This window comes from Propionispora sp. 2/2-37 (genome assembly GCF_001298735.1).
In the GTDB taxonomy this organism is placed as follows: domain Bacteria; phylum Bacillota; class Negativicutes; order Propionisporales; family Propionisporaceae; genus Propionispora.
In genome coordinates this window covers 42,655-57,767 of sequence record NZ_CYSP01000022.1, presented here as the reverse complement: position 1 = coordinate 57,767, position 15,113 = coordinate 42,655, and the positions used below count along the sequence as shown (strand labels likewise).

Annotated in this window: 12 protein-coding genes; 11 read left to right on the top strand and 1 reads right to left on the bottom strand. The window is 46.1% G+C overall.

All coding sequences use genetic code 11. From position 1 onward, the window contains the following. Window positions 1-108: 108 nt before the first annotated feature. From P22_RS18410 to P22_RS18390, 5 genes are all read left to right on the top strand, one after another. Window positions 109-540 carry a peptidylprolyl isomerase gene (locus P22_RS18410; protein ID WP_054261704.1) on the top strand — a complete coding sequence of 144 codons (432 nt, stop codon included), beginning with the start codon at window positions 109-111 and terminating at the stop codon, window positions 538-540. 76 nt (window positions 541-616) lie between these two features. After that, window positions 617-1,360, top strand: coding sequence for a sulfite exporter TauE/SafE family protein (locus P22_RS18405; protein WP_373432684.1), 744 nt, complete (start codon window positions 617-619; stop codon window positions 1,358-1,360). 327 nt (window positions 1,361-1,687) lie between these two features. Beyond that, window positions 1,688-3,619: a PrkA family serine protein kinase gene (locus tag P22_RS18400; protein ID WP_054261702.1), complete on the top strand. Its 1,932-nt coding sequence runs from the start codon at window positions 1,688-1,690 to the stop codon at window positions 3,617-3,619. 40 nt (window positions 3,620-3,659) lie between these two features. After that, on the top strand, window positions 3,660-4,847 hold the full coding sequence (yhbH, locus tag P22_RS18395) for a sporulation protein YhbH (RefSeq protein WP_054261701.1): 1,188 nt from the start codon (window positions 3,660-3,662) through the stop codon (window positions 4,845-4,847). Further along, on the top strand, window positions 4,844-6,148 hold the full coding sequence (locus P22_RS18390; RefSeq protein ID WP_054261700.1) for a SpoVR family protein: 1,305 nt from the start codon (window positions 4,844-4,846) through the stop codon (window positions 6,146-6,148). The genes yhbH and P22_RS18390 overlap by 4 nt, the downstream gene beginning before the upstream one ends. A 71-nt stretch (window positions 6,149-6,219) precedes the next feature. Here the strand turns inward: P22_RS18390 and ytaF are convergent, their stop codons facing one another. After that, window positions 6,220-6,858: a sporulation membrane protein YtaF gene (ytaF, locus tag P22_RS18385; protein ID WP_054261699.1), complete on the bottom strand. Its 639-nt coding sequence runs from the start codon at window positions 6,856-6,858 to the stop codon at window positions 6,220-6,222. A gap of 192 nt (window positions 6,859-7,050) precedes the next feature. On the opposite strand from ytaF, the gene gyrA reads away from it, so the two are divergent. The 6 genes from gyrA to P22_RS18355 all read left to right on the top strand — a co-directional run bounded on the left by gyrA (window position 7,051) and on the right by P22_RS18355 (window position 15,112). Next, the gene (gene gyrA, locus P22_RS18380) at window positions 7,051-9,486 is read left to right on the top strand and encodes a DNA gyrase subunit A (protein WP_054261698.1); all 2,436 of its coding nucleotides are present in this window, start codon (window positions 7,051-7,053) and stop codon (window positions 9,484-9,486) included. Between the two features lie 89 nt (window positions 9,487-9,575). Further along, entirely contained in the window at window positions 9,576-9,986 is a 411-nt protein-coding gene (locus tag P22_RS18375) for a VOC family protein (RefSeq protein ID WP_054261697.1), read from the top strand. Between the two features lie 19 nt (window positions 9,987-10,005). Beyond that, complete coding sequence (locus P22_RS18370) at window positions 10,006-11,175, top strand: MalY/PatB family protein (protein ID WP_054261696.1); 1,170 nt, start codon at window positions 10,006-10,008, stop codon at window positions 11,173-11,175. A gap of 70 nt (window positions 11,176-11,245) precedes the next feature. Further along, window positions 11,246-13,147 (top strand): sigma-54-dependent Fis family transcriptional regulator, encoded by a 1,902-nt coding sequence (locus P22_RS18365; RefSeq protein WP_054261695.1) that lies wholly within the window; start codon window positions 11,246-11,248, stop codon window positions 13,145-13,147. 29 nt (window positions 13,148-13,176) lie between these two features. Next, complete coding sequence (gene trmB, locus P22_RS18360) at window positions 13,177-13,827, top strand: tRNA (guanosine(46)-N7)-methyltransferase TrmB (protein ID WP_054261694.1); 651 nt, start codon at window positions 13,177-13,179, stop codon at window positions 13,825-13,827. 67 nt (window positions 13,828-13,894) lie between these two features. Further along, the gene (locus P22_RS18355; protein WP_054261693.1) at window positions 13,895-15,112 is read left to right on the top strand and encodes a DUF2935 domain-containing protein; all 1,218 of its coding nucleotides are present in this window, start codon (window positions 13,895-13,897) and stop codon (window positions 15,110-15,112) included. Window position 15,113 lies beyond the last annotated feature (1 nt).

Below are 15,113 nucleotides of genomic sequence, written 5' to 3'. Positions count from 1 at the left end.
CATTAAACTTTGGATAGCTTAATGAAATATGAAAAGGGACTATGAAACTATACATATAATGATATAATAGTAAAGAAAGTCAGTAATGGATCAAAGAGAGGGATATTTTTGAAAAAAGCAGTAATTGAGATGAATGCAGGAGAAATTGTTATTGAGTTGTTTGATAAGGAAGCGCCAAAGACGGTGGCAAACTTTGAAAAGCTGATTAATGAAAAGTTCTATGACGGATTATCTTTTCACCGGGTAATTAAAGGCTTTGTGGCCCAGGGAGGCTGCCCGAACGGCAATGGAACCGGTGGTCCGGGTTATACGATTCCCTGTGAAACCAAAGGAAATCCGCATAAGCATGAACGGGGATCCCTTTCTATGGCCCACAGGGGACCGAATACAGGCGGCAGTCAGTTCTTCATCGTCTATGAACCGCAGCCTCATCTTGACGGGGTCCATACGGTATTTGGCAAAGTGATTTCGGGTATGGACATTGTCGATCAGATAGAACCCGGTGATAAAATGAATCAAGTCACCATGGTTGAGGAGTAACAACGGATAAGATGGCGCCGGTTTTGGCGCCTTTTGTTTTAGTGGGGGGAAGTATGTGGAGACGCTAAGTTTTGAGATGCTGATCTTTTTGTTGGCAGCCGGTTTTTTTGCTGCTTTTGTTGATTCTGTGGTTGGCGGGGGAGGTTTGATTTCTTTGCCGGCTTTACTGCTGACCGGACTCCCGCCGGGAATTGCTTTGGGTACTAATAAAATGGCCAGCGTTATGGGGAGTTTGACCAGTACTTTATCGTTTATGTCTTCCGGAAAAGTCGAATATAAGCTGATAAAATATCTCTTTTTTATTGATTTTTTTGGCTCCATCCTGGGTGTTTATGCCGTTCAGAAGATACCGCCTCATTTTTTAAAACCCTTGGTGGTGATTCTGCTGATTCTTGTCACGCTTTATACTTTAAGACGTAAAGACTGGGGAGACGTATCCACTTACAAGGGATTGAACAAACGAACAGCATGGCTGGGCGGAGTCATTGCCTTGTCCCTGGGATTTTATGACGGATTTTTTGGCCCGGGTACGGGTTCTTTCTTAATTTTTGCTTTTTTGTTATTAGGTTTTGATTTTGTGGTTGCCGCCGGTAATGCCAAAGCCTTAAATTTTGCCAGCAATATTGCGGCAGTTTTTGCCTTCGCCGCATTTGGTTCTATTCAGTATTCTTACGGCATACCGATGGGCATAGCTATGATTGCCGGAGCTTTTACCGGTTCCAGGGTGGCCATTAAAAATGGTGCCGTATTTGTTAAACCGTTGTTCATACTCATATCGGTACTATTGATTGGCAAGCAGCTTTGGGATGTTTCGCATTAAATGCGTAAACGAAATACTTGATGGATAACGTTTCTTTCATCCCCTTGAGGCAGGTCTTTATTTCAAGCCTCGCTCCGTACAAACAGTCGTCCGTTAAAGTAGGAATCTGTCGCTTCAGGGGTATTATCTTTTATAATTTAACCTGTAATAAATAAAAAAATAGGCTAAAGCCTGATGATTAAGACTTTTCAATAGTGAGAGGTCTTTTTTTTGTTTAAAAACGAGATGTTTATCCTAAATTTAATAAAACGGTAATACATTGTAATAGCGATAAGTAAGCACTTACTATGGCAAGTACACACCATTATCAATGAGGAGGGCGCTTCAGTGGCTGATTTTGATTTTGAAACGCTAATAAAAAAGGACCGTGAAGAAAGGCAGTATAAGCCTTTTTCCGGAACGTTCCTGGAATATTTGCAGTTGGTTATGAATAATCCCCCAGAGCATGCCATGCTGGCACATCAGCGTATGTTTGAACTATTGTCGGCACCCGGAGTAGAAACCATTAAAACTGAAGAACATCCGCATTTAAAACGTATTTATGGAAATGAAACGATTAAAAAATTTGAATTTTTCCGGCATGATTTTTTTGGTATTGATGGCAGTCTGATGAAAATCATGCGTTACTTTCATGCAGCGGCAATGAAGGGGGAGGAAGCTAGGCAGGTGCTCTACTTGGTGGGACCGGTGGGCGCTGGAAAGTCTTCGATTATGGAGGCGTTAAAACGTGCTTTGGAGATGAGCCCGCCGATTTATGTATTAAAGGACTGCCCTATGCGGGAGATGCCGCTGCATTTGATTCCCAAGCATCTTCGGCCGGCATTCGAAGAGCGTTTGGGGGTAAAACTGGAGGGGGATTTATGTCCTGTTTGCCGGTACCGATTAAAGCATGATTATAACAGTGAATATGAGCGCTTTCCGGTAACCACCTCGACCTTTTCGGTGCGTTCCCGCAAGGGGATTGGTGTGGTCCCGCCGGTTGACCCTAATAATCAGGATACCTCGGTGTTAATTGGTTCAGTGGATATTTCCAAACTGGATTTGTATCCGGAGGATGATCCGCGAGTGCTGTCTTTAAATGGGGCATTTAACGCCGGGAATCGCGGGATTGTTGAATTTATCGAAGTTTTTAAAAATGAAGTGGAATATCTGCATGCCATGATAACCGCTACGCAGGAGAAATCCATTCCTTCGCCGGGAAAAGGAGCCATGATTTACTTTGACGGAATTATTTTAGCCCATTCCAATGAGGCGGAGTGGAATAAATTTAAGTCGGATCATACCAATGAGGCTATATTGGACCGTATTGTAAAAGTGGAAGTCCCGTATTGTCTTCAATTGGATGAAGAGGTAAAAATATATCGCAAGATTTTAAAAAACAGTAATTTTGATGCCCATATTGCACCACATACTATTGAGATGGCATCCATGTTCGCTATTTTAACCCGCCTGGCGCCTTCGGCCAAAGTCGATGCATTAACCAAGCTGAAAATTTATAACGGGGAAGAAATCGTGGAAAAAGGATCAACCAAAAAAGTCGATATTTTTGAATTGCGGGAAGAAGCTCAACGCGAAGGAATGAGTGGAATATCTACCCGTTTTATCATGAAGGCACTGGATACCGCTTTATCCGAGTCGGAAAATAACTGCATCAATCCACTGGCCATTTTAGAAACCATGGTAAAAGCTGCGAAGGAGATGGCGGTAAGTGAAGAAGAAAAAAAGCGTTATCTTGGTTTTTTACAGGACACCGTAAAAAAGGAATATAACAAAATCATTGAAAAGGAAGTGACGCGGGCCTTTATTCATGGTTATCAGGAGCAGGCGGAAAGTTTATTTAATAATTACCTGGATCATGCGGAAGCTTTCGTCAATACCACGAAGATTAAGGATCCAAATACCGGTGAGGAATTGGAACCCGATACAAAATTCCTGCAGTCCATTGAAGAACAGATCGGGATCAGTGGTACGGCATCTCAGGGATTTCGACAGGATGTAACATCTTATATGTTTTCCATTCTCCGCAGTGGGGGGAAAATTGATTATAAAAGTTATGAGCCCTTGAAAGAGGCCATCGAAAAGAAACTGACAGTATCCGTTAAGGAACTGTCACGGATAGTTACGAAAGCCAGGGTACGGGATAAAGATCAGGATATCAAATATAACGCCATGGTAGAAGAAATGAAAAGCAACGGATACTGTGATCATTGCTGCAATGTGATTTTAAAATATGCTGCCAACAATTTATGGAAAGATTAATCTGGAATATATCCGGCGGTGATAAGGAGGTGAAGCTGCCGTGGCTATATTTAAGGACAGCGGCGATAATCATTCCGATAGATCGCTTTGGGATCGCAAACGTCATCGGAAATTGATGGAGGATGCCATTAAACGGAATTTGGGCGATATTATCGCCGAGGAAAGCATTATCGGACAAAGCAAAAATAAAAAGATTAAAATTCCCGTGAAAAGTATTAAAGAGTATCAATTTATCTATGGAAAAGGGAATGACGGCAGTGCTTCCGGCACCGGGCAGGAGAAGAAAGGGCAGGTCATCGGCAAGGTTGTGGGACAGGGGCCGCCCGGCAACGGGGGCGGTCCGGCAGGAAATGAACCGGGAGAGGAAATATATGAAACCGAAATTACTATGGACGAAATTATCAGCTATATGTTTGATGAATTGCAGCTTCCGGACATTGACCGTAAAAAATATGGGCTGATTGAGGATGAGTCCCGTTTAAAACGCCGGGGATATCAACCAAAAGGCATTCCGCCGCGATTGGCAAAAAAACGAACGGTAATCGAAAAGATAAAGCGGAAGCAGAGTACGATACGCAGCCGGCAGGAAGCGGATGAAGAGGTGGAAAGGGACAGGATTCCGTTCCGTCTGGAAGACCTGCGGTACCATCGGGTGAAAGAGGAATTTAAACGGCGGTCTAATGCGGTGGTTATTTGCATTATGGATACTTCCGGTTCCATGGATCAGACCAAAAAATACCTTGCCCGCAGTTTTTACTTTTTGTTATACCAGTTTGTCCGTTTGAAATATGAGCAGGTTGAGGTTGTCTTTATTGCGCATACGACCGAAGCCAAGGAAGTGAATGAATGGGAGTTTTTTCACCGGGGCGAAGCCGGAGGAACGGTGATCAGCAGCGGTTATGCCAAGGCATTGGAAATTATTGAAGCCCGTTATAACCCGGCGGTATGGAATATTTACGCTTTTCATTGTTCGGACGGAGATAACTGGGGGGATGACAACAATCGGGCGATTGGGTTAGCCCGGCAGCTTTGTGCGGTGTGCAACCTGTTTGGCTATGGCGAAATTACCTTCAGTCAAAGTTGGAATATAACCATACGCCGTGATTTTGAGCGGGAGATGAATGAAAAAAATTTTGCAATGGCTACCATGTCTAAAAAAGAGGACATTTGGCCGGCTTTTAAAAAAATCCTGGATAAGCACATGGCTTTGGAAGGAGAAAGCTTATGAGCGATTATACACTGCAGGATCTGGCTGATTGGAGCGAGAGAATCGAAAAGCTGGCTGAAAAAGCAGGGCTTAGTCACTATGAGCAGTTTTTTGAGATATGTGATTATGAGGAAATGCTCTGTTATGAGGCTTATGTCGGCATGCCTTCGCACTACCCGCATTGGAGCTTTGGCAAAATGTATGAGCGGCAGCGCACGTTTTATCAATATAACCTGGTGGGTCTGCCTTACGAAATGGTAATTAACTCAAACCCCTGCATAGCCTACCTGATGCGGGATAATACCCTGGCATTGCAAATCCTGACAATGGCCCATGTATATGCTCACAATGATTTCTTTAAAAATAACCGCCTTTTTGCTACTCAGACACGGGCAGAGTTAACCGTGGAAATGTTCAAAAATCACGCCAACCGCGTACGCGGCTATATATCGGACCCGTCAATCGGACCGGAAAAAGTAGAGCGAATTTTGGATGCTGCACATGCTTTACGGTATCAAATTGAACGGTATGGGATCAAACCGCCGGAGAATGATAAAGAAAAACCGAACAATGGGGAAGAAGCCATACCGAAACGGCTGTCAAATGATTTATTGGGTTTTCTGGCTGAAAAGGGGAAGCTGACAGATTGGGAGCGGGATTTGATTTGCATGGTACGTGATGAGTCCCTCTATTTTTTACCACAGCTGGAGACCAAAATTATGAATGAAGGCTGGGCCAGTTTTTGGCATTACAGGCTTCTGCAGCAGTTGGAACTGCCGCAGCCGCTTCATTGGGAATTTTTACAGAGGCATAATCTAGTCGTCCGTCCCTATGAAAATAGAATTAATCCTTATTTTCTCGGATTCAAAATCTTTGAAAATTTAGAACGGTTATATGGTGACAATTATATTTTTCAGGTCCGAAAACACGACCGGGACCAGTCATTTTTGCGCCGCCACCTGACGCAGGAGTTATGCCAGGAATTGAATTTGTTTTCTTATACCGTGCGGGGCAATGATATTATTGTGAAAGAAGTTGCCGATGAGGCCGGCTGGAAAGCGGTACGGGATGATCTGGCGAAAGGTGTCGGGCTCGGTGCTATTCCCAGCGTTAATCCGGAAGCGGTGGAAAAGGGGCAGCTATTTTTGGAGCACAGTTTTGAAGGCTGGGAACTGGATATTGCATATGCGCGTGAGACCATTAAGTACGTAGTGGATTTGTGGGGGGGCAAAGTCAGCCTGCGTACGCGCTTGAACGGCAAAGCCAAGATGCTGGTCTGCACGGAGGATAAGGTTGTTTCTTTGATGGATGATATGCGTTGAAAATATATGCCGTGGAATCGGAGGAGTGAGGCCACCCAGGTTCCACGGCCTTGCTATTGCTGTTATATCGTTTATCTGAAACGCAATAAGCCGAGGATAATCAGAATGACTCCGGGGAGGTAGGGAACCCGGCGTTTGAGTCCTGCCGGAATCAGTTTGTGGGCAGAAGACAGGCCGGAGTAAAGGGCAAGTATTTGAATGACACCCATCAGAATCGGTGTATATAACGGCAAAGTATTCATCAGGCCAGCGGCAAAGGTAGCCACCAGATTGTCAATGCCCAGCGCCAAGCCCAGAAAAACGGCTTCAGTTGAGCTGATGCGGTTGGAATGGTCCATGTCTGCCGTTTCCGGTTTGGCCATAATACTGATTACGATACGGCCGATGGAAAATGTTAGCTTGGCGGCCGTTGTTGAGTTATCGGCCTGATAAGAAGGGACGGATTTCGTCAGGTATTCCTGAAACAGACTGAAAATACCGATGGCAATCAGAAGTAGGGCTCCGGATATTACGGCAGCATGCGGATTGATGAATTCAGCGACGGAGGAAGAGCAGAATACGGCAGCCGCTGTGGTCAGCATGGTTATTGTCCCTACAATTGCCAGTGAAATATAGGGTATGGTAATTTTTTTTAAGCCATAAGCAATCCCAGCAACAAAACCGTCCAGGCTGAGGGCTATAGCCAGAAGCATAACATAAAGCAGATTCATGCGAAAGGCCTCCTGCAGAGTGATAAGGTTTGGAAAAAAACGACTTTATATCCGTCCTATAGTATGCCGAAGCCGGTCAGGTGGTTACCGGAGTGAAAGCGGTTCCAGCATTTTTGCGGTATTTTTTGTGCTGATGGGGAAATATATGGTATAATAAAGTGTTAGTAAGCTAAGCATGGTAGAGGTGAGAATGTGGATTTTGGATTAGGTAAGGTTTTGCCTGTGCGTATTGAAGAGGAAATGAAAAATTCCTACATTGATTACGCCATGAGTGTTATTGTCATGCGGGCGCTTCCAGACGTCCGGGACGGTTTAAAACCTGTGCACCGCCGTATCTTATATGCGATGCATGAGGCCGGCATGGCTCCCAATAAACCCTATAAAAAATCGGCACGTATTGTAGGGGAAGTTCTTGGTAAGTACCATCCGCATGGTGACAGTTCGGTATATGATGCGACTGTACGTATGGCGCAGGATTTTTCCACCCGGTATCTGCTGGTCGACGGACATGGCAATTTCGGATCAATAGACGGAGATTCTGCAGCTGCAATGCGCTATACTGAAGTTCGCATGTCGCGGGTGGCGGAATCCATGCTGGAAGACATCGAAAGAGATACTGTTGATTTTGCACCCAACTATGATGAGTCATTAAAGGAACCAACCGTTTTGCCGGCTAAAATTCCTAATCTGCTGGTTAACGGATCGTCCGGTATCGCCGTAGGTATGGCGACGAACATTCCCCCCCATAATTTAGGGGAAGTCGTGGATGCTTTAGTCATGATGATTGACAATCCCGAAGCGACGATTAATGAGCTGATGATGATCATCAAGGGACCGGATTTCCCCACCGGCGGACTTATTTTAGGGCGGGAAGGCATCAGACAGGCTTACACTACCGGCCGTGGCGTAGTTAAGATGCGGGCACAGGCACGTATTGAAAAAATGTCTAATGGCAAGAGCCGGATTCTGGTTACCGAAATTCCCTATCAGGTCAACAAGGCCAGACTGATCGAAAAAATTGCTGAACTGGTTCGGGATAAGATGATTGATGGAATAACCGATTTAAGAGATGAGAGCGACCGGACCGGGATGCGCATCGTTATTGAATTAAGGCGCGATGTAAACGGCGATGTTATTCTCAACCAATTATATAAACATACGCAGATGCAGGAGGCTTTCGGCATCAATATGCTGGCGCTGGTGGATAAGCGGCCGCGGGTTCTTAATTTGCATCAGGTGTTGCATTATTATCTGGAACACCAGAAAAATGTTATTATCCGGCGTACGCAATTCGAACTGGCTAAAGCCAGAGCCAGGGCGCACATCCTGGAAGGGTTAAAAATTGCATTGGATCACTTGGATGCCGTGATAAACACCATCCGTCAGTCCAAAACCGTAGACATTGCCAAAGAGGCGTTAATGACCGGATTTGAGTTAAGCGAAAAGCAGGCTCAGGCCATTTTGGATTTGCGTTTGCAACGGTTAACCGGATTGGAGCGGGAAAAAATTGAGCAAGAATATAAAGATATTCTGGAAACGATCGAATGGCTGGAATCTGTATTAGCGGATGAACATAAAATTTTCGGCCTTATTAAAGAAGAATTGCTGGATGTGAAGAAACGTTTTGCCGACGGGCGGCGTACGGTGATTACAACCGATGTTTCCGAACTCAATGTCGAAGATTTAATTGCCGAAGAAGATATCGTGCTGACTTTGACGCACGGCGGGTATATTAAACGCCTGCCGGTGGATACCTACCGCAGTCAGAAACGGGGCGGCAAGGGCGTTACCGGTATGGGAACCAAGGAAGAAGATTTTGTTGAACATCTGTTTGTCACAACGACACACAATAATATCCTATTCTTTACCAGCCGTGGCCGGGTCTATAAACTGAAAGGCTATGAGATCCCGGAAGCCAGCCGGACCGCCAGGGGCACCGCCATTGTCAATATGCTGGCACTGGAGCAGAACGAAAAGATAACTGCGGTCATACCGGTCAAGGAATTCTCGGAACGCCGCTTCTTGCTTATGGTAACACAAAAAGGGATTGTTAAGAAGACCGAATTGATGGAGTTTGACACCACCCGTAAGGGCGGACTGATTGCCATCAATCTGGATGATGACGACGATCTGATTGGGGTAAGACTGACCAGCGGAGATCATTATGTCATTATTGGGACGAAAGGTGGTTTGGCAATCTACTTCCCTGAAACCAACGTGCGTCCTATGGGACGCAGTGCTCATGGAGTAAAAGGCATTACTCTTCAACCAGGTGACAGCGTTGTCGGGATGGATACCGTGAAAAAGGACGGAGAACTATTAACGGTGACTTCAGAAGGGTACGGCAAGCGGACCCCTCTTGTTGAATATCGTAATCAATCCCGTGGCGGTAAGGGTGTAATTAATATCAAAGTGACGGAAAAAACGGGACATGTTGTTGGAATCAAAGTGGTTAAGCCGGGACAGGAACTTATGTTGATAACGGGGGACGGTATTGTTATTCGTACCGATATTGACGCAATTTCGGTATTTAGCCGCAATGCGCAAGGGGTAAAGATCATGCGTACAGGTGAAACCGACACTGTTGTGGCATTGGCTGTTGTGGAAAAGAAAGCTGATGCTGAGTAAGTGAAGAGGCAAAGCCTGACCTTTCAAGGTTAGGCTTTGCCTCTTACCAGGGACAGATGCTGAAGACAAAATTTTTGGAGGCAGTTCTCATGCAGATAAAAAGGGTTGATTCCACGATTAGCACATATAAAATACAAGAATCGAAAGATTTTTATATGCGGCACTTTGGTTTTCAACTGATATACGAGAGCGACTGGTATGTTGAGCTTATTGCACCCGACTTGCCGACGGCAGGAGTAAGTTTTGTCCAGGCGGAACGCGAGGAAGGCGAGATCTTTAACGGAAAAGGATTGATCTTATCGTTTGAAGTGGAGGATGTTGATGCCGAATATCGCCGCCTTCAGGCTGAAGGAGTGGAGATCTACCAACCGATGCAGGAAAAGCCCTGGGGTGAACGCAGTTTTGTGGTAGATGATCCTAACGGGGTGCATATCTATATCTATAAACTGATTCCGGCCGAGCCGGAGTATCAGCGGATTTATGACGCTCATAAAAAATAACCGGGCAGGAAGGAATATCATGCAGCATTTATTTGACGAAGTGATTGATCGAAGACGGACCGGCTGTCGCAAATGGGACGCTGCCGGTCAGCTGTTTGGTACGGATGATGTGTTGCCGATGTGGATTGCCGATATGGACTTCAAGTCCCCGCCGGCAGTCGTTAAAGCTATTCAGGACAGGGCCGGGCACGGCGTGTATGGTTATCCGCACAAAGGAGAAGCTTTTTATACGGCTATTCAAAGCTGGATGCGCCGCCGTCATGACTGGCAAGTAGAAAAAGAATGGATTTTAGGAACCCCGGGCGTTGTACCGGCCTTGAGCACGGCCATTTTAGCCTATACGCGCCCTGGTGACAAAATTATCATCCAGCCGCCGGTATATCCGCCGTTTTTTAGTTGCGTAATCAATAATCAGCGCGAATTGGTGCAAAATCCGCTGGTATTCTCCGAAGGCCGTTATTGCATGGATTTTGACGACCTGGAAAATAAACTGGATGGAAAAGTGAAAATGCTGATTCTTTGCAGCCCTCACAATCCGGTTGGCCGGGTCTGGAGCAGGGAAGAACTGGAACGGCTGGGGAAAATCTGCGAAGAACATGACCTGATTATTGTATCGGATGAAATTCACGCTGATCTGGTATTTTCCGGTCACCAGCATATACCTATGGCCTCTCTTTCGCCGGAGGTTGCCAAACGAACGATAACCTGTATGGCAGCCAGTAAAACATTCAACGTGGCCGGGCTGTATACAGCCATTGTCATAATTTCTGACCCACAGTTACGGGACAAGTTTATGCAGGTTTTTGAGGCACTGGATTTGAACACCGGTAATCTGTTTGGCATTACCGCTTTAGTGGCGGCTTATGAGCAGGGGGAATCTTGGCTGGAGGAACTTTTGCTTTATCTCAATGCCAACATAGATTATATGCTGGATTTTGTTATGCAACAGGTACCGGAAATCCAGATAGCGCGGCCGGAAGCTACCTATTTGGCCTGGCTGGACTGCCGAGGGCTAGGTTTGGAAGAGGATAAACTGAAGTCTTTTTTTATTCAGCAGGCAAAAGTTGGCCTGAATGACGGCAGGACTTTTGGCGGCAAGGGGTATATGCGTTTAAATTTTGGCTGTCCGCGCAACGTACTGGAAGAAGGTCTGCTGCGTATTGCCCGGGCGGTAAAATACTGCCGGTGACGGTTGTCATAGCATGACAATCCGGCAGTTTCCCTGTAGTTGAAATCTGATACCGCAATGGGGGTTTGCTATGATACGCGAGCGGCGGAGCAAAGGAAAGCTTGAGCATTATTATTATAAATTTGTGTATGAAGGAAAACTGGACCCTAATGTTCATCCATGGGTTGCGGAATCCTGGCAGCGGAGTGCTGCTTACCAGGTGGTACACGAAATTATGCCGTCCCTGACACGCCTGAGCAAACAGGAATTGGCCGAACGGCAGGCCAGACATCATATGGCTATCGAATATTTACAGGGATTGTATCAGGATATCCAGGAGCATTTTACCAAATATAACTTGAGTCTGTTGTTATTGGATCAGGAATGCTATGTGCTAAAAAGTTATGCCATGCCGTTTTTTCAGAAAACACCGGGAGAGATGGCCGGGGCCAGGCTGACGGAACAGGATATCGGCACATCCAGTATCAGTATTGCCTATAAGCATCAGGTCCCGTTTTTATTGTTTGGTCCGGAAATGTGGATTGAGGAGTGTCAGACGGGTGATGCTTTTTCGGCACCTATTGTGATTGACGGGCAGACAAGGTATATACTGACACTGGTTTCGGTGGAGAGGGAAGCCCTGCCGTATAGTGCGGTAGTAGCCTTAATGTTTAGCATGAAATATGCGATGGAGCATCATCTGGCATTGCAGGGGAAACTGGCAGCCTGTCAGGCTATTTTGGATGCGGTTCCCTTTGCCGTGTACCATATCATTCCTGGCGGGGAAGTTACCTATGCCAATAAGCTGGGAGAGGAACGGCTGGAAGCTGCCGGTGCGCCGGATAAAAGACCCAGGCTAAACGATGTGGTCCTCAATTATCGCCATACGCCGCTGTACCGGGGATTTATGGGTATTCCCAGCTATAATAAAGAAGTGACCTGGATAACACCTAATAAAACCTATGAAGATATTACAACCGTTGTGCCGCTGTATGACTTGGATAAACAAGTGGACAGCGTGTTGGCGGTATCACTGCCCATCGAGGATTTACGTGATATGGTTGCCCATGCGGTAGGTTATACGGCCCGCTACAGTCTGGCCAGCATGGTTGGGGAGGATCCGGTTTTTATTGCCATGAAGGACAGGGCCTCACGTATTGCCCGGACGGGGAACCCGGTTTTGCTGCAGGGAGAACCGGGTGCGGGCAAACAGCGGCTGGCGCATGCGATTCATCAAGCCAGCCCGCGCGCCGGGGGACCTTTGATTACATTAAAATGCGGGGATATACCGCAGGAACAACTGGAGAACGAATTGTTCGGTGTTACTGTCTCGGCAGAGGAAAGCCGTACCGGTAAACTGGAACTGGCCAATGGCGGCACGCTGTTTCTGGATGAGGTCGAAAAACTGCCACTGCCGATTGCCGGCCGGCTGGCGGAAAGTTTAGTAAAAAAGCAACTGCAGCGGGTCGGTGAGGCGGTTTTTCGCCCCATTGATGTCCGTATTATCGCTGCCTGTGACTCGGATTTGAAGCGACTGACGGAGAAGGGGGCTTTTTCCCCGGAGTTGCATAAAATCATTACCAAATCAATGATCAAGGTTATACCGTTGAGAGCCAGGAGAGATGATATTCCTTTACTGGCAAGGCATATCATCGGAGAAATTGCCCAGCAGCATCGCATCGGTAACAAACATCTTTCGGAGGAGGCCGCCCGCATGCTGATGTCCTACGATTGGCCGGGGAATGTAAAACAACTGCAGGCCATTGTGGAGCAGGCGTTTTTTCATGCTGCGGGTGAAGTGATCGGGCCGGACAGCATTATGTTGCCGGGTAAGCGGAATATGGCTTCGGCAGCCTGGAAAGAAGACCGGGAAATTTTTGTGGAAGCCTGGAGAGCCGCCAGCGGCAACATCAGCCGGCTGGCTAATATGTTAAGCGTAAGCCGGGTAACCTTATATCGTTATCTTAAAAAATATGGCTTGGAAAAAGAATAATACTTGAACTGGATGAGGTGTAACGGCAGATGCGATTGCGAAGAAAGCCCTGGATTGATAAGGCGATACAAGAATATGACGATATTGTCTTGGTGCATCCCAACGACAGTTTGCAGGGGCGGTGGCAGGAGATTTTCGGACGGACGGCGCCGCTATTTGTGGAATTGGGTACCGGCAAGGGACAGTTTTTAGCGGAATTGGCCGAGTGTCATCCGGAAGTTAATTTTATTGGTATTGAAGCACAGCAGGGGGTGCTTTTTTATGCCGCGCAAAAAATACGGGCTAAAGCATTGGCTAATGTTCGTCTATTGGTTTTTGATATCAATCATATTCTGGACATCTTTGCGCCGGGGGAAGTAGCCCGGTTTTATATCAATTTTTGTGATCCCTGGCCGAAAGCCCGTCATGCCAAACGGCGGCTTACGCATCTGAATTTTCTTGAGAAATACCGGGTGTTATTACAGCCAAAGGGGGAGTTGTTTTTTAAAACGGATAACCGTGCACTGTTTGACTTTTCTTTGGAACAGTTCTCTATGGCCGGACTTCAGCTGCAACATATTACTTACGATCTGCATGCGCCGGAAGCGCCTGGGCATGAGGGGAATATCATGACTGAGTATGAACGCAAGTTCAGTGCCAGGGGAATGAGGATTAACCGGGTGGAAGCTAAATTTTTATAACAATAAACCGGGGGATGGCATATACTGTATTAGCCCATATTCTTTTCGGATAGGAGAGTGTTGATACATGTCGCGTCAACCGGTGCCCTTTACTGTTCCCCAGCCGCTTGCATCTCTCAACATGGAAGAAATCCGGTTTTGGTTAACTATCATGCGAGAGCATGCTGTTTTTATCAAAAACGGACTTCCTTGTAATTGTACGGAATTACGGGATGAAGCGCAGTCTTTTTGTGAAGAGTTTGCCGTGCTTTTAGATCGCTCCGAGCATGTGCAAAGTGATAAAAAATTTAATGCTTTTATTGATGATGCCTGCGGTACGATTAAAGACTTTTATAAATTTAAACGGCGACTGTTGGATTTGATTCTTACCTGTAAAATACAAGGGCATAATTTCCCTTTATTTATTGATCATATGTCGAGGGAAGCGGAATATGTGTTATTGTTGCTGAATCAGGTAAAAAAAGGAAAAAATCCGCTTACGGCAGCTTCTAAAGCGCAGGAAACACTATTCTGGCTTAGAATTATGGCCGATCACACTAAATTTATCCTACACCTGATTGATCCTTCGGAACGGACGCTGCTTGACACGGCCGATGACTTTGTACGTGAGTTCGATGACCTGTATTTAGAAGGCCGTGATTTTAGCAGTATGCTCCATCTGAAAAAAGAAGTAGCTTCTTTCCAGCGGTTTCTCAAGGATGTACGGGCTGCAGTTGTCAGACTGCGCAATTTCAAAAGGGCTGCACATGATATGATCGTCGAGTGTGAGATGCTCAGTTTAATCCCGGCCGAACTGGCTGACCATGTACATCGTGAGGCAGAGCATTTTTTAATGATTTTGTCCATGATGGAGAAAGGGCTCATGAAACACGTGACGGAAGCCTGTGATGAGGATGAACTGGAAGATTGGCTGGATGAACGGGATATCAGCGAACCGGTAACGGAGAAAATGGAAGATGAGCCGCAGACACTATGGCCGGACGATAAGGAAGTAAAAAAAGAACCACCGGTTTTTGTTTCTTCACAGACCAAAGAGGAAAAATGTTCTGAAGAACAATCGACAGATGAACCAGCCGCCGCGATTGAATTGCCGGTGCAGGAGAAAAGTAATAAAAGTGATAATCAGGAAGCTGTTTCCGAGAAAAAAGAGGCTGTAGAAGCCAAAAAAAATAAACATGTACCGGAAGCAGGCGCGAAGAAAAGCACTTCCTCACCGTCTGCTAAAGCCAAATTTAAGTGGGGTGGCAAATGGCCGCGGCAGTTGGGTAAAAAACCGAAGGAATAAT

Excerpts from the sequence above, each read along its gene's own strand:
- P22_RS18370 (WP_054261696.1), top strand. The coding sequence starts at position 10,006 with ATGCAGCATTTATTTGACGAAGTGATTGATCGAAGACGGACCGGCTGT.
- P22_RS18355 (WP_054261693.1), top strand. The coding sequence starts at position 13,895 with ATGTCGCGTCAACCGGTGCCCTTTACTGTTCCCCAGCCGCTTGCATCT.
- P22_RS18365 (WP_054261695.1), top strand. The coding sequence starts at position 11,246 with ATGATACGCGAGCGGCGGAGCAAAGGAAAGCTTGAGCATTATTATTAT.
- trmB (WP_054261694.1), top strand. The coding sequence starts at position 13,177 with ATGCGATTGCGAAGAAAGCCCTGGATTGATAAGGCGATACAAGAATAT.
- P22_RS18405 (WP_373432684.1), top strand. The coding sequence starts at position 617 with ATGCTGATCTTTTTGTTGGCAGCCGGTTTTTTTGCTGCTTTTGTTGAT.
- P22_RS18375 (WP_054261697.1), top strand. The coding sequence starts at position 9,576 with ATGCAGATAAAAAGGGTTGATTCCACGATTAGCACATATAAAATACAA.
- ytaF (WP_054261699.1), bottom strand. The coding sequence starts at position 6,858 with ATGAATCTGCTTTATGTTATGCTTCTGGCTATAGCCCTCAGCCTGGAC.
- P22_RS18390 (WP_054261700.1), top strand. The coding sequence starts at position 4,844 with ATGAGCGATTATACACTGCAGGATCTGGCTGATTGGAGCGAGAGAATC.